The 20,092-nt window shown below is 34.9% G+C and carries 15 protein-coding genes; 5 read left to right on the top strand and 10 right to left on the bottom strand.

Going from position 1 to position 20,092, the window contains the following annotated elements:
• Positions 1-21: 21 nt before the first annotated feature.
• Positions 22-1,686, top strand: a complete 1,665-nt coding sequence (menD, locus tag G3A46_RS11955; protein WP_165150096.1) for a 2-succinyl-5-enolpyruvyl-6-hydroxy-3-cyclohexene-1-carboxylic-acid synthase — start codon at positions 22-24, stop codon at positions 1,684-1,686.
• 84 nt (positions 1,687-1,770) lie between these two features.
• Positions 1,771-2,601 carry a S1-like domain-containing RNA-binding protein gene (locus tag G3A46_RS11960; RefSeq protein WP_165150098.1) on the top strand — a complete coding sequence of 277 codons (831 nt, stop codon included), beginning with the start codon at positions 1,771-1,773 and terminating at the stop codon, positions 2,599-2,601.
• Positions 2,602-2,652: 51 nt separating this feature from the next.
• Here the strand turns inward: G3A46_RS11960 and G3A46_RS11965 are convergent, their stop codons facing one another.
• Both G3A46_RS11965 and G3A46_RS11970 read right to left on the bottom strand, forming a co-directional pair.
• The gene (locus G3A46_RS11965) at positions 2,653-3,111 is read right to left on the bottom strand and encodes a hypothetical protein (protein ID WP_165150100.1); all 459 of its coding nucleotides are present in this window, start codon (positions 3,109-3,111) and stop codon (positions 2,653-2,655) included.
• 108 nt (positions 3,112-3,219) lie between these two features.
• The gene (locus G3A46_RS11970; RefSeq protein ID WP_165150102.1) at positions 3,220-4,338 is read right to left on the bottom strand and encodes a C1 family peptidase; all 1,119 of its coding nucleotides are present in this window, start codon (positions 4,336-4,338) and stop codon (positions 3,220-3,222) included.
• 188 nt (positions 4,339-4,526) lie between these two features.
• Between G3A46_RS11970 and G3A46_RS11975 the strand changes: the two genes are divergently transcribed.
• The 3 genes from G3A46_RS11975 (at position 4,527) to G3A46_RS11985 (ending at position 6,832) form a co-directional block, all read left to right on the top strand.
• Positions 4,527-5,366, top strand: coding sequence for a 1,4-dihydroxy-2-naphthoyl-CoA synthase (locus G3A46_RS11975; RefSeq protein ID WP_139854577.1), 840 nt, complete (start codon positions 4,527-4,529; stop codon positions 5,364-5,366).
• Positions 5,367-5,446: 80 nt separating this feature from the next.
• Positions 5,447-6,019, top strand: coding sequence for a Crp/Fnr family transcriptional regulator (locus G3A46_RS11980; protein ID WP_139854579.1), 573 nt, complete (start codon positions 5,447-5,449; stop codon positions 6,017-6,019).
• Between the two features lie 57 nt (positions 6,020-6,076).
• Complete coding sequence (locus tag G3A46_RS11985; RefSeq protein ID WP_139854580.1) at positions 6,077-6,832, top strand: acyl-CoA desaturase; 756 nt, start codon at positions 6,077-6,079, stop codon at positions 6,830-6,832.
• 284 nt (positions 6,833-7,116) lie between these two features.
• Here G3A46_RS11985 and asnB read toward each other — a convergent pair whose 3' ends face one another.
• From asnB to G3A46_RS12025, 8 genes are all read right to left on the bottom strand, one after another.
• On the bottom strand, positions 7,117-8,802 hold the full coding sequence (asnB, locus tag G3A46_RS11990) for an asparagine synthase B (protein WP_165150104.1): 1,686 nt from the start codon (positions 8,800-8,802) through the stop codon (positions 7,117-7,119).
• Between the two features lie 307 nt (positions 8,803-9,109).
• A complete protein-coding gene (locus tag G3A46_RS11995) occupies positions 9,110-11,524 on the bottom strand; it encodes an alpha-ketoacid dehydrogenase subunit alpha/beta (protein WP_165150106.1) in 2,415 nt (804 codons plus the stop codon).
• 98 nt (positions 11,525-11,622) lie between these two features.
• Complete coding sequence (locus G3A46_RS12000; protein ID WP_165150108.1) at positions 11,623-11,847, bottom strand: hypothetical protein; 225 nt, start codon at positions 11,845-11,847, stop codon at positions 11,623-11,625.
• 74 nt (positions 11,848-11,921) lie between these two features.
• Positions 11,922-14,681 carry a metalloprotease gene (locus tag G3A46_RS12005; RefSeq protein WP_241836894.1) on the bottom strand — a complete coding sequence of 920 codons (2,760 nt, stop codon included), beginning with the start codon at positions 14,679-14,681 and terminating at the stop codon, positions 11,922-11,924.
• A gap of 133 nt (positions 14,682-14,814) precedes the next feature.
• The gene (locus tag G3A46_RS12010; RefSeq protein WP_165150112.1) at positions 14,815-15,501 is read right to left on the bottom strand and encodes a TIGR00730 family Rossman fold protein; all 687 of its coding nucleotides are present in this window, start codon (positions 15,499-15,501) and stop codon (positions 14,815-14,817) included.
• A gap of 61 nt (positions 15,502-15,562) precedes the next feature.
• The gene (gene uvrA / locus G3A46_RS12015) at positions 15,563-18,418 is read right to left on the bottom strand and encodes an excinuclease ABC subunit UvrA (protein WP_165150114.1); all 2,856 of its coding nucleotides are present in this window, start codon (positions 18,416-18,418) and stop codon (positions 15,563-15,565) included.
• Between the two features lie 84 nt (positions 18,419-18,502).
• Positions 18,503-19,762 carry a mechanosensitive ion channel domain-containing protein gene (locus G3A46_RS12020; RefSeq protein WP_165150116.1) on the bottom strand — a complete coding sequence of 420 codons (1,260 nt, stop codon included), beginning with the start codon at positions 19,760-19,762 and terminating at the stop codon, positions 18,503-18,505.
• Positions 19,762-20,067, bottom strand: coding sequence for a DUF3817 domain-containing protein (locus G3A46_RS12025; RefSeq protein ID WP_165150118.1), 306 nt, complete (start codon positions 20,065-20,067; stop codon positions 19,762-19,764). Before G3A46_RS12025 ends, G3A46_RS12020 begins: the two co-directional genes overlap by 1 nt.
• Positions 20,068-20,092 lie beyond the last annotated feature (25 nt).

The following is a 20,092-nucleotide window of genomic DNA, read 5'->3' on the forward strand; positions in this document are numbered from 1 at the left end:
GTCTTTGTACCTTTACACTCCATGAAATTTACAAATAAAATCCTCGCACAAACCCTTATTCAATTATGTTTGGATAAAGGAATTAATCATATCGTAATTTCTCCAGGGTCGCGTAATGCACCATTAACCATAGGTTTTGGAGAACATCCGGAATTTAAGTGCTTTAGTATAGTTGATGAACGTGCTGCTGCATTTTTTGCAATGGGAATGGCTCAACAATTAAAAAAACCTGTAGCTGTTGTTTGCACCTCCGGCTCTGCACTAATAAATTATTACCCAGCAATTACGGAAGCGTTTTATAGCGATATTCCGCTTATAGCTATTTCAGCAGATAGGCCTGCAGACCGAATAGATATAGGCGATGGACAAACCATTCGTCAGGAAAATGTTTTTCATAACCATATTCTTTACAGTGCCAACTGTATCGAGGGTGATGAATTTCAACAAAAAAATGAAACCGAAATAAATGTTGCCTTAAACACAGCAATTGAGTTATCTGGACCTGTTCATATTAATATTCCTTTTTCCGAACCTTTATACCAAACCGTTGACAAGCTATTAGTTTCACCACAAAACGTTAAAGCTAGGTTGGATAGTTTCGACTTATTAGAAGATTTAACACCTTTTCAACGAAAGTGGAACAGTAGTAGTCGCAAGATGATTTTGGTTGGAGTTCTGCCGCCAAATAGTGTAGAGCAACGCTTTATCGAACATTTAGCAAAAGATAAAAGTGTTTTAGTTCTAACCGAAACAACTTCAAATCTTCATAATGAAAATTTTATTTCTGCTATAGATCAGCTTATAACTCCATTGACAGAAGAGGATTTTAAAAATCTCCAACCAGAAATATTATTGAGTTTTGGAGGAATGGTGGTTTCTAAAAGAATTAAAGCGTTTTTGAGAAATTATGCTCCAGAACAACATTGGCACGTAGATTCAAAAAAAGCTTACGATACTTTCTTTGCTTTAACGCATCATTTTAAAACGCCAATAAATAAATTTCTTACTGAATTTCTTCCGAATACAAATGCTGTAAATAGTGACTATTGCGAACAATGGTTATCGTTAAAATCTTATAGATTACAACGTCATAATATATATGAAACCCAAATTCCGTATTCAGACTTTATGGTGTTTTCTGAAATATTTAAACAGCTTCCACAAAGTGTTCAGCTACAATTAAGTAATAGTGCTACAATCAGATATGCCCAATTATTTAATTTACCAGCATCCTCAGAAGTTTTTTGTAATCGAGGAACTAGTGGAATTGATGGTAGTACAAGTACAGCAATAGGAGCAGGGTACGCTTCAAAGTTGCCGACAGTATTTATTACTGGAGATTTGAGCTTTTTCTACGATAGCAATGCGCTGTGGAATAATTATATACCGAAGAATTTTAAAATTATTGTAATAAATAATGGAGGTGGAGGTATTTTTAGAATTCTTCCTGGAGAAAAAGACACTAAAGTGTTTGATACTTATTTTGAAACCAAACACAATCTAACTGCCAGACATCTTTCAGAAATGTATGGTTTTAAGTATCAATCTATAGTTGAAAAAGAAGAATTAAGTAAAGGAATTACTACATTCTTCCAAGCAGATGAAGGCCCTTCTTTGTTAGAGATTTTTACACCTTCGACTATCAACGATAAAGTGCTTTTGGATTACTTTAAATTCATTGCCTAAGACCAATTTATTACATTAGAATTTGTTAAGTTTTCCATTGTTTATTATATTTTTAATTTTCTTTAAAACACTACCTTTGCAGTTATGATAAAATTGGGTGAATACAATACATTAGAGATCCTAAGGGAAACCGAACCGGGTCTATATTTAGGTGATGACGAAGAAAACGTAGTTCTCTTGCCTCACAAATACAAACCAGAAGAATATGAAATAGGAGATGATATCACGGTTTTTATATACCTTGATAATGAAGAACGTCCTATAGCAACCACTTTAGACCCTTTTTTACAATTAAATACTTTCGGATATTTACATTGTAGCGATGTTACCGAATATGGTGCCTTTATGGATTGGGGATTAGAAAAACAGTTGTTTGTGCCTTTTAAGGAACAAGCACGCCCAATGAAGAAAGGAAATTGGTATATCGTTTATTTATATATAGACGAAAAAACTAACCGCTTAGTTGGTTCAAGTAAAACAAACCATTTTCTTCAAAATGAAAACCTAACGGTTGAAGCTTATCAAGAAGTTGATATTTTAGTAACACATTTAACTGAAAAAGGAGCAAATGCTATTGTTAATGGTGTTCATAAAGGATTGATCTATATAGAAGACATTTTTGAAGATATCCGTACAGGTGATAAGCTAAAAGCATTCGTAAAGAAAATTCGCCCTGACAATAAAATTGATTTAGTTCTTCAACAACCGGGTTATAAAAGCATAGAGCCTAACGCTAATTTTATTAGAGAAGAATTAGAGGCCGCAGGAGGATTTCTTCCACTTCACGACAAATCAGATCCAGACACTATTAAAAATATGTTGGGTATGAGTAAGAAAAGCTTCAAAAAAGCAATAGGAACGCTTTATAAAGACAAACAAATCATCATTAAAGATGATGGTATTGAGTTGAAGTAAATCCTATTAAATTCAAATATTTAGATAGGGTTGTAGATTTTAGTAAATAACTTAGTAATATCTACGCCCTAGTCTAAAAGGTGCACAACGTGCGCATATTCCGTGTGGAGGGCAAGTGTTTGCGTTTAAAAATCCACGGCTTGCTTCATAATATGCCTCGTTTTTAACTTTGGTAGATCCATCTGCACTATAACTGCTATTACCGCCGTAAACTCCGTATTCTCTAGGGTCTAAAGATATTTTAAGATCAGATTCTACGTAACTTTGGTTTGTAATCATCGCATCAATCATACTTACCGGTTCGCGATAATTTTGTTTATTCAACTTAAAAGATGGGAGTCTTTTTAAACCTTTAGATCGAAAATCTCCTTCAAATAACAAGGAAGTGGTAGTTAAACTTTCAATTTCTGGAAGCTTAACAAAATCTAACTTATATTTATTGGTCTCGTAATCCAATTGAGCCGAAGCCAATAATGGGAATAATAATATAAGAAACAATAATTTTTTCATCGAAACAAAGATATCAAATTTTAAGCCAAGAATAAATAGATAATTTGTCTACTAAACTAATCTTTAGCAAGTCTTTTTTATTCTGAAACGAACAATTAAAGCCTTATATTATATACTTATTTTTTTAGCAATCTTTTTTGGAATTGCGTCTTTATGAATAGTTATACTAATAGTTTTTAGACGCATATACGCTTCACTAAAATACACATATCCACCATTTGCAACTCGACTCTCGTCGTCTCCCCAACTGTTTTTAACTTTATAATATTTAGTGCCATTTTGATCGTGAAGGATTCCTGTGATATGCATTAAATGGTCATCAGTAGTATTGTAGTTTTCAAACTCCTGTTGGCGGTACTCTTGAGTTATTGTTTTTTCAGGAAAAATAGAACTTAGTGCTTTCAGTTTATTTTCATCATCTTCTGGCACAACTGCAATTCCTTCTTTAGATGAAAAGCTACGCTCGCTTACATCACAATCTAATTCTACAGTATATCCGTTTTCTAATGCATTGTCTAAGGTTGCTATCATTTCATCTAATGGTAAATTGTAGAAACTGCCATTACTCCAGTTGTCAGGAACATTTAAAATAAAGTTTGAATAAAACGGAGCGTGAGTGAAACTAGTTAAACTTACATAATTTTTTGGCTGAATTTTAGTCATTTCTAGGAAAGATTGTGGTGTATATTGTTTCCCTTCGAAGGTAAAACTGTTTACATTCTTACCGATATATATATCCAAAACAGCATCGATAGCTGCACGCCACTTACTGCTTAATTCTCTTCCTGGGTTTTCTACGTAGGTTTTTAGCATGGCTTCCAATACAGCTGACATCTCGGCATGATTGTGTTTGCTTTCCCCGTCAGGCATTCCGTTAAAAGCCAATTGAGGTACTAATCCGTATTTTTCCACAGCATTCATTACGTCGTGAGCAAGTCCACCTTCCCCAAATTGTGCTTTTCCTTGTCTCATGATGTAGTTTTCAGCCTTTAGGGGATAGGTATTACGTACCTGATACATTTCGCTTAAATCGATATATTTCCCAGTTAGACGAATTATTTCACTTTCTAAAAATGAAATACTACTAAAACTCCAACAAGTTCCCGTAATTCCTTGACTTAATACAGGTGTAGTTTCAAGGTCGGTAACAGTTGTGAATTTGTATTTTTCTTGAGCGGATAGATTTAATGTAAATAGAATTACCAAGAGGAGTAGAAGGCTGCGCATCGTTTATTTATTTTAATGTTATTTATTTGTGGGTTTTGAGGCATCTTTTCTTTGTGAACTCTATGTCTTTACGGTAAATTTGACACCGCAGAGGCGTAGAGCGCGCAGAGATTTTATGTTTAATTTCAAAAAAGATAGAAAATGATACTAAACAATATCTGCTATCTTTGAAAACAAAAATAATAATTATGAATACTCCCAATTGGAAAACAGCAAAAGAATATACCGATATAACCTATAAAAAATCTAATGGTGTTGCGAGGATAGCTTTTAACAGACCAGATGTAAGAAATGCATTTCGTCCTAAAACTACAGCCGAACTACTTGACGCTTTTCACGATGCGCAAGAAGATACATCAATTGGGGTAGTTTTACTTTCAGCTGAAGGTCCTTCCTCTAAAGATGGGGTTTATAGTTTTTGTAGTGGGGGCGATCAAAAAGCACGTGGCCATCAAGGTTATGTAGGTGAAGATGGATATCACCGATTAAACATTCTTGATGTACAGCGATTAATTCGTTTTATGCCAAAAGCCGTTATTTGTGTTGTACCAGGTTGGGCTGTTGGTGGCGGACATAGTTTACACGTGGTTTGCGATTTAACGTTAGCAAGTAAAGAACACGCTATTTTTAAACAAACTGATGCCGATGTAACAAGTTTTGATGGTGGTTACGGAAGTGCTTATTTAGCTAAGATGGTAGGACAGAAAAAAGCACGTGAAATCTTTTTCTTAGGAAGAAATTACAGCGCACAAGAAGCTTTTGAAATGGGAATGGTAAATGCTGTTATCCCTCACGCCGAACTGGAAGATACAGCTTACGAATGGGCGCAAGAAATACTTGCAAAAAGCCCTACATCTATTAAAATGTTGAAGTTTGCAATGAACTTAACCGATGATGGAATGGTTGGGCAACAAGTGTTTGCTGGTGAAGCTACACGTCTTGCTTATATGACTGACGAAGCAAAAGAAGGTCGTGATGCATTCCTAGAAAAACGCAAACCAAACTTTGATAAAAAGTGGTTGCCATAGAATAATTTTTCTGAAGCAGTTAACATTTAATATATAGTAAAGTTATTTAAACGGATTTCAAAAGTATCGATTAAGAATAAATGGAATTTGTCCGAAATCATATTGAAGGTATATCAAAAATATCTGATGAGGATTGGCATTACTTTTCCTCTAGATTAATAGAGCGAAATTTTAGAAAGAAATCCGTTTTTTTAAAACTAGGAGAGATTGAAAACTACATTTCTTTTATTAAATCTGGGGTTGTCCGATTTTACCTGCCAAAGGAATTTGTAGAAAAGGAGGTAACCTTTAGTTTTAGTTTTAAAAACCAATTTGTAAGCGCCTACGATTCGTTTTTAACTAGAAAGCCTTCACTTTATGAGCTGGAGGCTTTATCGGATACACATATGTATAGCATTTCGTACTCCGATTTACAGGATGTTTATGCTAATACTCAATTTGGAAATTTAATTGGAAGATTAACTGCCGAACGTCTTTTTCTATTAAAATCGAAACGCGAGCAATCTCTCTTAAATGAAACTGCTGAAGAGCGGTATTTAAAGCTATTTAAAAACCGCCAAGATTTTATCAAGGATATCCCGCTAAAATATATCAGTTCTTACATTGGAGTGACGCCACAAGCGTTAAGTCGCATTCGGAAACGTATTAATTGATTTAGGTTCATTGTTTGGCTTGGCTATTGCAAGTATGTTTGTAAAAAAAAATAGCTAATGACAATATTGATATTTATAGTGGTACTTTGGTACGGAGGATTATTTTTCCAAACCTTCTTCTTACACCGCTATGCCGCTCACCAATCCTTTACAATGTCCAAACTAACCGAAAGAATAACTTTTGTGTTAACCTGGTTTTTTCAAGGATCAAATTATTTAAGTGCTTATGGTTATGGTGTTATGCACAGAATGCATCACGCCTATGCCGATACTGAAAACGATCCTCATTCACCAAAATACGATGCCAGCGTTTTTTCAATGATGTGGCGAACTAAAAACATATACGCTGATATAAATGAGAAACGCATTGAGGTTGACGAAAAATTCACTAAGAATGTTCCACAATGGGAACGCTTTGACAGTTTTGCAAGTTCTTATTTCTCTAGAATTATCTGGAGTATACTGTATTTCGCATTTTTCTTTTACTTCGCAACAGCTTGGTGGCAATGGCTATTTTTCCCGGTAGCGCTGTTTATGGCACCGATTCACGGAGTAATTATTAATTGGTACGCACATATCTACGGATATGTTAACTTTAAATCTAAGGACACCTCAAAAAATCTTTTGCCTTTTGATTTTTTAATGATGGGTGAGGGGTACCACAACAATCACCACAAACACGCAAGTCGCGCAAATTTTGGAGGCGTTCGCTGGCACGAGGTTGATATTACTTATAAAATAATGCAGGTTTTACACGCCTTAGGAATTATAAAGATTAAACCTATTACCCAAGTGGTTAGAAGAGAAGTGTAACAACTTAAACGTTTAAATAAAATCCGCTGTTTATTTAATGGAGAGTGGATTTTTTTATTTACTGTTTTTATGTCAGTGTAAATGATTTTATAAGATACAAATGTGTGTAGTCGGTTTGATGATTTAATTTAAATAAACCAATAATTAGTATAAATATTAAATTGCTATTTAACTTTCAACACCTCATCTAATTTCTACTTTGTAAACTCGCTATCAAATTCTTTAATAAAAAAGCACCTAAGAAAACTCTTAGATGCTTTTTGAATCAATACTCAATATTTGTTCTAATAGGCGTCGTCGTGTACATTTGCAACTGCCCGTCCGCTGGGGTCGTTCATGTTTTTAAAACTTTCGTCCCAATCCAGTGCTACTTGACTACTACATGCTACACTAGGCACGCTAGGCACTGTTAAAGCTGCGGCATCACTAGGATAATGACTTTCAAAAATAGTACGGTAGTAAAACTCTTCCTTGCTAGTAGGAGTTTGAATAGGGAAACGATAATGAGCATTTGCCATTTGTTCATCTGTTACTTTATTGTTTACCATTTCCTTTAATGAGTCAATCCAACTGTAACCTACGCCGTCGCTAAATTGTTCTTTTTGTCGCCAAGCAACAGCTTCAGGTAACATATCTCCAAAAGCTTCGCGTAACACCCATTTTTCCATTGCTTGCTTTTCGTGAGAACCTCTTTTACCAGCAATTATCATTTTATCTTTAGGGTTTAGTCGCATAGCTACATCCATAAATTCTTTGTCTAAGAATGGCACTCGACCTTCGATTCCCCATGAAGCTAATGATTTGTTTGCACGTAGGCAATCGTACATATGTAGTTTGTCTAATTTACGCACATTTTCCTCGTGAAAATCCTGCGCTGAAGGGGCTTTGTGAAAGTAAAGATATCCACCAAAAATTTCGTCAGCTCCTTCGCCAGAAAGCACCATTTTTATTCCCATTGCCTTGATAGCACGCGCTAATAAAAACATAGGGGTAGAGGCACGGATAGTAGTAATATCGTAGGTTTCCACGTGGTAAATTACATCGCTGATGGCATCAAGCCCTTCTTGAATTGTAAAATTGATTTCGTGATGTACAGTTCCTAAATGATCGGCAACCAATTTTGCAGCAGCCAAGTCTGGGGAACCCACTAGACCAACTGCAAATGAATGTAACCTTGGATACCAAGCTCCTTCGGTATCGCCAGATTCTATGCGCTTATCTGCATATTTTTTGGCTAGGGCAGAGGTGATGGAAGAGTCTAAGCCACCAGAAAGTAAAACACCATAAGGCACATCACTCATTAATTGTCTTTTTACTGCAGCATCTAATGCATTTCTAAGGTCTTCAATACTAGTTTCATTTTCTTTAACTGTGTCAAACTCCATCCAATCTCTCTTGTACCACCTCTTAATTTCACCTTCTCGGCTATCTAAATAATGACCAGGAGGAAAGAGTTCAATTTTTGTACAAGTACCTTCTAGGGCTTTTAATTCTGAAGCAACATAAAAGGTTCCATTTTGATCCCAACCCATATACAGTGGAATTACTCCTATGTGATCGCGAGCAATAAAATAATTGTCATTTTCAATATCATATAGTGCTAAACCGAAAATGCCGTTCATTTCGTCAAGAAAAGCTGCGCCTTTTTCTTTGTATAAGGGCAAAATAACTTCACAATCACTTTTAGTTTGAAAGTCATAACCATTTAATTGCTTTCTCAATTCGGAATGATTATAGATTTCTCCATTTGCTGCCAAAACAAGGTTTCCATCACTGCTATAAAGCGGTTGTTTCCCTGATATAGGGTCTACAATAGCTAGTCGCTCGTGAGCCATAATTGCTTTATCATTGGTAAATACACCGCTCCAATCCGGTCCGCGATGACGAATAGTCTTTGCCATTGATAGTATTTGAGGTCTAAGTACCTCAGAGGGCTCTTTTAGTTTGAATGCACATACAATTCCACACATAATTTAAATATTTGGTTAATAGTTGAGTTTAACGATAATTGGTTTCGCTTTAATTTTTTTTGATTCCCGAGTGGGGTGGAGTGGAGGCAAAAAAAAAGCCCGTCAGGTAAGAAACCTGACGGGCTATATATCGCGACAAGTTTTTGTTACGGCAGCTCGTTATTATTATTGTTGTTATTTAAGCTAACTAGTGACATAAACTTGTTTTTTTATTGATTATATTGCTAATGTATGATAAATTCTCTTAAAAACAATACATCAATTGATTTAAATTAGAATTTAGGGGGATTTCCCCTTTAATTATAAATTATCTCAATTTTGGAAATTCAGTTGGATTTGCTTCGTGCATAATGCTATAAACTTTTTCATAAACATCTTCTACTGAAGGTTTAGAGAAATAATCTCCATCGGTTCCATAAGGAGGACGGTGATCTTTCGCTGAAAGAGTTTGCGGCTTGCTATCCATATATCTATAACCTCCTTGTTCTTCAATAACTTGATTTAAGATATATGCTGAAGCACCTCCTGGAACGTCTTCGTCGATAACTAACAATCTGTTAGTTTTTTGAACACTCTTAACAATATCGTGATTAATATCTAGAGGAAGAAGCGACTGAACATCAATGATTTCAGCATTAATTCCTGCTTGAAGTAGTTCTTTAGCAGCTTCTTCAACTATACGTAATGTACTTCCATAAGACACTAAAGTTATGTCTGTACCTTCCTTAATAGTTTCTACAACCCCTATTGGAGTTTTAAGTTCGCCAAGGTTGTTAGGCATTTTTTCCTTTAAACGGTAACCATTTAAACATTCAATAACTAATGCTGGTTCGTCTGTTTCTAGAAGTGTGTTATAGAACCCTGCAGCCTTGGTCATATCTCTTGGTACTAAGATATACATTCCGCGTAGTAAGTGGATTAAACCAGCCATTTGAGAGCCACTGTGCCAGATACCTTCTAATCTATGGCCTCGAGTTCTAACAATAAGTGGTGATTTTTGCTTACCATTTGTTCTGTAACGCGTAGTAACTAGATCGTCACTCATAATTTGAAGACAGTATAAAATGTAATCTAAATACTGAATTTCAGCAATAGGACGTAGGCCACGTAGTGACATTCCGATACCTTGACCTAAAATTGTAGCTTCGCGAATCCCTGCATCGGCAACCCTAAGTTTGCCGTACTTTTCTTGCATTCCTTCTAAACCTTGGTTTACGTCTCCAATTTCACCAGCATCTTCACCAAAAATTAAAACTTCTGGGTGTTTACTAAAAATAGCGTCAAAATTGTCACGTAAAATTACACGACCGTCAACTTCTTCCGCATCATCAGAATATGTAGCAGGCACTTCTTTTACTGTTTTAGCATTTTCTTCAGCTTCAGAGTAAAGGTGTGCACTGTATTTTGGTTGAATTATTTCGAAGTAATTCGTAATCCAATCTTGTAATTGTTTCTTTTCAGGAGAATCTTCTTTAACAACATAACGCAATGCTTTACGAGCAGCGCCTAGTATGTCTTTACGCAATGGACTTTTATCAGCCTCTAATTCGTTTTTAATCTTCTCGATGAAGTTTTTATTTGCACTGTTTTCCGCTAGGTTTCCTAATAATAAAACAGCTTCTTCTTGTTCTCTTTTTTGTGGATTTATAAAGGCATCCCAAGCCGCTTTCTTCCCGTCACGTACTTGTTTTTTAATATCTTTTTCAATCTCAGAAAGCTCTTCGTCTGTTGCAATATCATTGGCGATCATCCATTCGCGCATTTTTAAATTACAATCGTTTTTCGCTTCCCACTCTAGGCGCTCTTTACTTTTGTAACGTTCATGCGAACCACTAGTACTGTGACCTTGAGGTTGTGTTAGTTCTTGTACGTGAATTAATACAGGTACGTGTTCTTCACGAGCAATTTTAGACGCACGGTTGTAAACTTCTATAAGTTCTGGATAGTCCCAACCATTTACACGAAAGATTTCATAACCCTTTTCAGTTTCGGTACGCTGAAAACCTTTTAGGATTTCAGATATATTTTCTTTTGTAGTTTGATATTTTGCGTGAACAGAAATTCCGTATTCGTCATCCCAAACACTCATTACCATTGGTACTTGTAAAACACCAGCAGCATTAATGGTTTCCCAAAAAAGACCTTCACTAGTACTTGCATTTCCAATAGTTCCCCAAGCTACTTCATTTCCATTTATAGAAAAGTTTGTTTTGTCTTCTAAGCCTTCAACATTTCTGAAAATCTTTGAAGCTTGTGCTAAACCTAATAGACGAGGCATTTGCCCAGCTGTAGGTGAAATATCTGCACTACTATTCTTTTGTTCTGTTAGATTTTTCCAACTTCCATCTTCATTTAAACTATGCGTAGCAAAGTGTCCACCCATTTGTCTTCCACCACTCATTGGGTCTACAGTAATATCGGTATGTGCGTAAAGCCCGGCAAAAAACTGCTGAATAGTTAGTTCGCCTATAGCCATCATAAAGGTTTGATCGCGGTAGTATCCACTACGCCAATCTCCTTTTTGAAATGCTTTTGCCCAAGCAAGTTGAGGGACTTCTTTACCATCTCCAAAGATTCCGAATTTAGCTTTACCAGTAAGCACTTCTCGTCGGCCAAGTAAACTACATTCACGGCTAGTTACAGCAATTTTATAATCGTTTATAACTGTTTCTTTAAAATCTTCAAAAGAAATCTCTGTATTTGTCTTAGGATCTGTCTGCATTTCAATAAATTTTAGGAATTGCAAAAGTAGCAAATTTAGGGTGGTTTTACAACGCCAATTTGCTTAGTAGAAGTTAATTAAAATAGTGGGTAATAGGTTTATTCTTTTTTAATCTTGAACCCCTTAACAATCAGTAGTCTAAAGAGTAGTAAAAATGGAAAACCGTGAAATAATACATCAAACCAATCTGCAGCTTGCATCCCATTCGCTCCTCCTGCAATCCATTTTAACTTTCCCCAAAGATGTGGTTCGGGCATAAAAGGAGCTAAACCAAGAGTTAGACAAAGTAGAATAATTATACGCCAGTTGTTTAGGAAATCCATATAGGGAATTTATAATTTATTGTTTCTTGATTAAAGTAATCTTATACAATTTGTTCTTTTAATATAAACTTACTTTAATACCATTTTCTAGTAAACAGACCAAGTAGCGTTTGAGGGCTTAAGGTTACTATAAAACGAACTTTTTCGTCATAGTGGGGGAGGTTAGGTTCAAATCCTAAACTTGAATAAAGGGGGAAGTAGAGTTCGAAATAATCTGCTACCAAACTCAATCTAATACCACTATCAAAAACTGCGGTAGTACCACTATGTGTATTGTGAACTAATCCCACATCGCCATATGCATATATCCACTTCCAAATATTAGTACTTGCATTGGCTGTTACCATCCAACTATTTGCAAAAGCAGGTTCTAATTGTGATTTAAATCCACCTTCAGCAATTACTAATTGTTGACTGAAAAGTCCAGAGTCTTCACTTCTTCCGTAGTAATTATAATCGAATAAATAATCACTAGGGCGGTCTAGTGCGAAACTGAAAAAATCTTCATTCTCACGTGTATCGTTGAAAAGAAAAACCCCTGCAAAAAAACGTAAGTTTAACTGTCGATTGCTTAGAAATAGCTTTCTATACTCCAAGTTTGCCGAAAGTTTACTGAATTTAGACGAAATTTCATAGTCCACTACAGACCTGAAATAATTAATAAGGTTTGGATTTGAATAGACGTACTGAATATTGTAAACACTGTAATTTGGCTCTTGATCGGGATCGTTAGGATCTTTATCCTTATAAACGTTTATGTTTCTAAGATTGATAAATTGTTTTTCATTATCTCTTAAATCATCGTTTCGAAAAGAGAAAGTGATATAGGGTGTGAATTTTTTATAGAACAAACCACGATCGTAGGAGTAGTAATTTCCTGAAAAACCATATCGCATTTTGTAAAGTTTGTCTTCATCTAAATATTGAATATAACTTACAGAAGCACCTCCTACTAATTTCTTAGAACGAAAACCATATTGGGGTTCAAAACTAAAATGAACTGGCTTAGGAAGCACAGTTTTGTTGTACAGTCTAATACCTGCAGATACCCCGTCGTACAAATTATACTCGAATATTGGCATAAAGAAAAACTGGGTGAAGCTAGGATCTTCTACATCTTGAAAAAGCCTAAACTGAATAGGCTTATTTAATAATCCATCTACCGTTTTATAATTGTTTCGACGATTATACTCAGGGATTTCTCCTTTGTGATTAAGGACTAACTTTTTAATATCCTTAGAAGGAATTGTAACTGTGCTTATGCTATCAATTGGCTTGGTCCAAGTTTTATAAACAACATCGTCATCGTTTAAGCCGTATAAACTAACGGGCAGTTTAGATTTTCTATTGTTTTTTATGGAAACTATAAGGGAATCGCCTTGTTTTTGAACTTTCTTAATTTTGAAATCTATAGTTTTTCGAGTGTTTGCAAAATCCTCAAAAAACCAATTAATAGGAAGGTCAGTTTTTCCAGATAGAAAAGTTTCGAAATCTGAAGTTTTTACAGGTTTTAATCTATTTTGAGTATAGAATTCCTTGAAGCTTTCACTAAGTATATTATCTCCTAAATAATCATTTAAATATTTGAAACCACTACCACCGTAATAGCCATTGGCAATATTCATATTAAATTTCAACAACGAATCTTTTGAAATAGTAAGTGGTTGTTGAATATTATTACGAGCCATATTCAAGTAGAGTAGCGGATACTGATCATTAAACTCAAGGTTTGCTGCGTGTGCCCAACGTATTACCCACCAATTACTTAAACTTCCAATTATTTTCATATTAGAGTAGTAGGTATCTACATACTCCATCATTAAATAAATCTGCAAAGCATCCTGTAGCCAATAATCTTCTCTAGGATTGAAAATTAAAGTGTTGTCTATATAATGGCGGGTAATGGTTTTGAGATGCTCCATATCATATTCAAAACCATCAGGGAAAGGACTAATAAAACTTGGAAGTTGGTTTAAACCGTAAACGGGATTTGTTTTGTAATCTGTCTCACTAACTACTATTTTTTCAAAAGGATAAGGTCCAAGTTTATTGTGTAAAAATTGAGCGACTCTATCGATTACTAAAGCTTGAACAGGAGGGTTTACACGGCTGTTTTGAATATTTGTAACAATGCTGACTTTATCGGTTTCAATTGTTGTAAAACTTGGATTTTTTTCAATATATAAAACAGCGCTGTTGCGACCTTCCCCTTCTAAATGAATAGTTTTTTCTTTAGTAGAAAGGGTTTCAATTTCGACGTTTAAATCTGACGTTACATTGTATATCCTTGGGATATTTAAGTTTATAGAAATATGAGAAGGAGTTAAATATAAATCATCTGTATTTTTATTGCTATAAACTTGCCATTCCCCATCGTAAACAGCAGGGGAAATGTACCAATACCGCAGTTTGTAGTTGTTGTTTTTGTCTACTCCGTATCGCGTAAACTTATCATCTGGAACTTTTACAGTATACTCTATATTGAAAGTATAATTATCACCTGGATTAAGAGGTTTGTCAGGAATTATTCTTAGAATATCTACTGCTTTATCACGTTGCCATTGTAAGGGAATAACCGAGTTGTTATAGATTTTATGAATATCTGTTTTTCCTCGATTTTCTTTTTTCTCGAAGTGAAAAGCACTCTCGTAATTGTCGGCAAAACGTTTACCTAGCGGTGTCGTTTTAGCAGAAAAACTATTCGCCCAATCGAAAAAGTAAATTTCATTTAATGTATCATTAGAAGTATTATTATACGTTACCTTCTGTTCAATCGAAATCGTTTTATTAGAAGGGTTTAGCGTAGCATTAATATTTATTGTATGCTGAGCCATTGCTTGAAAAGTCAAGCAAAAGAAAATACAGTATAAAATACTTCTTGCTATCAAGATATTTTAATGAATTTAAATTCTGAACTGCTAGAAGAATACCACAAATTATAAATACCTCCAGAGTTTTTATGGAAAATTAAAAGTTAGGACTTAAATTATATTCATTGTAGAATTCGTTTAAGATAACTAGTACTTCATCTTCAGTATCAACTAAATGTACCAAATCTAAATCTTCAACATTGATGTTTTTGGCTTCAACTAATGTTGTTTTAATCCATTCAAAAAGTCCGCCCCAGAATTCAGTGCCAACCAATATAATTGGGAACTTATCTATTTTGTGAGTTTGAATAAGTGTTAATGCTTCAAAAAACTCATCTAAAGTTCCAAAACCACCAGGCATTACAACAAAACCTTGTGAATATTTCACAAACATAACTTTTCTCACAAAGAAATAATCAAAGTCTATGCTCTTATCGCTGTCAATATATGGATTGTCGTGTTGTTCGAATGGAAGTGTAATATTAAGTCCTACAGAAGTTCCACCTGCTAAATGAGCACCTTTATTTCCTGCTTCCATAATACCAGGACCACCGCCAGTGATAACACCATAACCGTTTTCAGTAATTTTTTTGGCGATATTTTCTGCTAGCTTGTAATATTTGTGATCTGGTTTTGTACGAGCTGAACCAAAAATAGATACACAGGGTCCAATACGACTCATTTTCTCGTATCCATTAACAAATTCTCCCATTATTTTAAAAATAGCCCAAGAGTCGTTTGTTTTTACTTGGTTCCAGTTTTTAGGTGTTAATTCGTTTCTCATTTATTGAATAGTATTTTAATGTTGTTAATAATCTTTACTCCAAGCTATCAGGAATAATCCTCTAAAGTAACTCTTTTTTAAGGAATCGCGCAGTATAACTTTTTTTGTGTTCTGCAATTTCTTCAGGAGTTCCTAAAGCCATTACTTTCCCACCTTTTCTTCCACCTTCAGGGCCTATGTCTATAATATAATCTACGGTTTTAATAACGTCGAGATTATGTTCTATAATTAAAACGGTGTTACCCTTATCAACTAATTTATTCAGTACTATCATCAATACGCGAATATCTTCAAAATGCAATCCTGTAGTAGGCTCATCTAAAATATAAAAAGTATTTCCGGTATCTCTTTTTGAAAGTTCTGTTGCCAATTTAATTCGTTGCGCCTCTCCACCAGAAAGGGTTGTGGATTGTTGTCCAAGCGTTATATACCCAAGTCCAACATCTTTTATGGTTTTTATTTTTCGGTGTATTTTAGGGATGTTTTCAAAGAAATCATCTGCTTCATTGATTGTCATCGCCAATACATCATAAATAGATTTTCCTTTATAGCGAATTTCTAAAGTTTCACGGTTAAATCGTTTTCCTTGACAGGTTTCACATTCTACATAAACGTCTGGAAGGAAATTCATTTCTATCACTCTAAGTCCAGCACCTTTACAAGTTTCACATCTACCGCCAGAGACGTTAAAACTAAAACGTCCAGGTTTATACCCGCGAATCATTGCTTCTGGGGTTTTAGCGAATAGATTTCTTATTTCAGAAAATACGCCTGTGTAAGTAGCAGGGTTACTACGTGGTGTACGCCCAATTGGGGACTGGTTAATATCTATAACCTTATCGATATTCTCAAGTCCTTCAATCTTTTTGTAAGGCATAGGTTTTTTCACACCATTAAAGAAATGAGCATTAAGAATAGGGTAGAGGGTTTCGTTGATAAGGGTTGATTTTCCACTACCAGAAACACCTGTTACGCCAATCATCTTTCCTAAAGGAAACTCAACAGAAACATTCTTTAAGTTATTACCAGTAGCGCCTTTTAGCGTTAATGTTTTTCCGTTTCCTTCTCTGCGTTTTTCTGGAATTTCTATCTTTCTTCTACCGTTTAAGTAGTCTGCAGTAAGGGTATCGTGTTTTTCAATTTCTTTTGGAGTTCCTTCTGAAACTATTTCACCTCCGTATTTCCCAGCGGCAGGACCAATATCGATAACATAATCTGCGCTTTCAATCATATCCTTATCGTGTTCCACAACTATAACGGAGTTTCCAATTTCTCTTAACTGTTTTAAAGAATAAATTAATCGCTCGTTATCACGCTGATGAAGACCAATACTTGGCTCATCTAAAATATAGAGAACACCTACCAGCTGTGAACCAATTTGAGTTGCAAGTCGAATACGCTGCGCTTCTCCACCAGAAAGAGATTTTGAACTTCTGTCTAATGCTAAATAAGTTAGCCCCACATCAATTAAAAACTGAAGTCTAGAGCGTACTTCTTTTATTATTTCAGAAGCAATTTTTAGCTGCGTTTCTGAAAGGTTTTTTTCTAAATTTTTAAACCAATCTGCCAACTCTACAATATCCATATTGGCTAGTTCGGCAATATTTTTTTCATTTACTTTAAAGTAAAGTGATTCTTTGCGAAGTCGGGTTCCGCCGCATTCTGGACAAGGAATTTTATCCATATATTCCTTAGCCCATCTTTTAAGCGAAGTAGATTCGTTGGCATCAAATGTATTTTGAATAAAGGTTGCTACTCCTTCAAAATCTATTTTATAACTTCTTGTAATTCCAAGTTCTTTTGATTCTACCTCAAACTTTTCATTTCCCCCAAAAAATATGATATCCTTAGCTTTCTGAGGAATACTCTCAAAAGAATCGCTTAATTTGAATTTATATCGTTCGGCAATTAACTCTAACTGCTTAAAAATCCAATTACTTTTTTGTGGTCCGTGCGGAGCCAAAGCACCCTGTTTAATCGATTGTTTTGGGTTTGGTACAAGCTTATTTAGATTTACTTCATAAAGTTTCCCTAGCCCTTTACAATTAGGGCACATACCTTTTGGAGAGTTGAAAGAGAAATTATTCGGCTCGGGATTAGGATATGAAATCCCAGAAGTTGGACACATCAAGGAACGACTAAAATATCGCGCTTCATTGGTGTCGTTATCTAAAACAATCAAAACATCATCACCGTGATACATTGCTGTATTTATGGTTTCTGAAATTCGTTTGTCGTTATCTGTTTCTTTAACTGCTGCTTGCTCAGTAAAAGGTGGAACTTTTAACCTATCTATTACAATCTCAATATCGTGAGTTTTGTAGCGGTCTACTTTCATTCCTTTTACAATATCCCTGACTTCACCATCAACGCGGACTTTTAAAAATCCTTGTTTGGCTATTTGTTCAAATAGTTCACGGTAGTGTCCTTTACGAGAACGAATAACAGGAGCGAGGATGCTAACTTTTTTATTGGCAAAATCCTCAAGTATAAGACGTTTAATTTGTTCGTCGCTATAACTAACCATTTTTTGGCCAGTATTGTAGCTATACGCATCACTTGCACGTGCATAAAACAAACGAAGGAAGTCGTAAATTTCAGTAATTGTACCTACAGTAGAACGCGGGCTTTTGCTTGTAGTTTTTTGTTCTATTGCAATTACAGGTGAAAGACCTTCAATTTTATCGACATCTGGACGTTCTAAACTACCTAGAAACTGTCGTGCATAAGCCGAAAAAGTTTCAATATAGCGGCGTTGCCCTTCAGCGTAGATTGTATCAAAAGCTAAAGAAGATTTTCCACTTCCTGAAAGTCCTGTAATAACAACTAATTTTTCCCTAGGAATACGAACATCAATATTCTTTAAATTGTGGACGCGTGCGCCCAAAACTTCTATAAAATCCTCATTTTTCGACATAGTTTGCAAAGGTACTATTTCACCGCAAATTAAAGACTTGTGATGGTTGAAATTTTTATTCTGAAGTACTTAGAAATCAAGTAATCAAAGACGTTGGATATCCTTACCTGTAGGTAATTCAAATACCTCTAAATCGAAGTAGGGGATAGCTGCCAAAAGGTGATCAAAAATATCCGCTTGAACATTTTCGTAAGTTACCCAACGCTTATCCTTACTGAAGCAAAATATCTCAATAGGAATCCCTTTGTCTGTTGGTGCCAAATGACGAACCATCAAAAATAAATCTTTGTTTATAATTGGGTTTTCGTTTAGATAAGCATCGGCATAATGACGAAAAACACCTAAGTTCGTTTGATTACGGCCATTGATAAGCAATTCTTTATCAGCTTCATTTTGCGTGTTAAACTTAGAAACCTCTTTCTCACGGTGTTCTAAATAAGGTTTAATTAGCTGAATCTTTTTGAGTTTTTCAATATCTTCTGAAGACAAAAATTTTATGGAAGATTGCTTTATATAAATAGAACGTTTTATTCTTCTACCGTCACTTTCTTGCATTCCTCGCCAGTTTTGGAAAGAATCTGAAATTAAGCTATATGTAGGAATTGTTGTATAAGTATTATCCCAGTTCTGAACGCGTACAGTTGCAAGGTTTATTTCAGTAACATATCCATCAGCGCCAAACTTGCTAAAAGTAATCCAATCTCCAATTCGAACAATATCATTTACCGCAACCTGAATACTAGCTACAAAACCGAGTATGGTGTCTTTAAAAATAAGTAAAATTACTGCTGAAGCAGCTCCCAGAGTTGTTAAACTGATTAATGAAAAACCAGTTAACATCTGAATGATATAAAATATACCAACTCCCCAAGTAAATATCATCATTACCTGAACGTAACTCTCCATAGGTTTGTCCCTAAATCGTTCGGTACCTTGAAGATAATTACGAGTGGTTCGTAGAATACTTCTAAAAATATAAATTAAAAGAATTACAGTAAGAACCTTAGTAATAACCAATAGAAGATTGGTAATTAGAGGAGATTCTATAAAGATTATAGGAATTAGGTTGTGTACAATTCCCAACGGTAGTACGTGCGCAATATACTTTGGAAAATTACTTTTAACCAGGTAATCATCAAAAGTAGAAACAGTTTTATTGCTTAATGCTTTAAAGGTTTCTATAATTAACTTTCTAAAGATAATGTCAAGGAAATAGACTACTATCCAAACAACGATACAGTTTACAACAACGTTTAAGAAAATAGCCCATTGGGGATACATTCCTTCATTTATAAGGAAGTTCTGTAATAAGCAACTATATTCTTGAAGTGTATCTTGATTCATTATAAATATTTACGCTCAACATAAAAAGGACCGAAAGGAAGCACAGAGCACATTACCACAATAAACAAATCGGAGATAGACCAATTAAGTTTTTTGTACATATAAATTGCACCGCCAACATAAAGCACAAATAAGATTCCGTGCGCCATACCAACGATTTGTACCATTTCTGGCATATCCCAAATATATTTTAAAGGCATAGCAATACCTAATAATACTAAAAATGAAATAGCCTCCAAAGTGCTAATGAGCTTGAATGTTTTTACTGAAAGTTCCACTATACTTAATTTTTCGCAAAGATACATCTTGAAAACTGCTCTCCTAAACTTT

The sequence above is a fragment of the Aequorivita sp. KMM 9714 genome (genome assembly GCF_011065475.1).
Lineage (GTDB): Bacteria > Bacteroidota > Bacteroidia > Flavobacteriales > Flavobacteriaceae > Aequorivita > Aequorivita sinensis.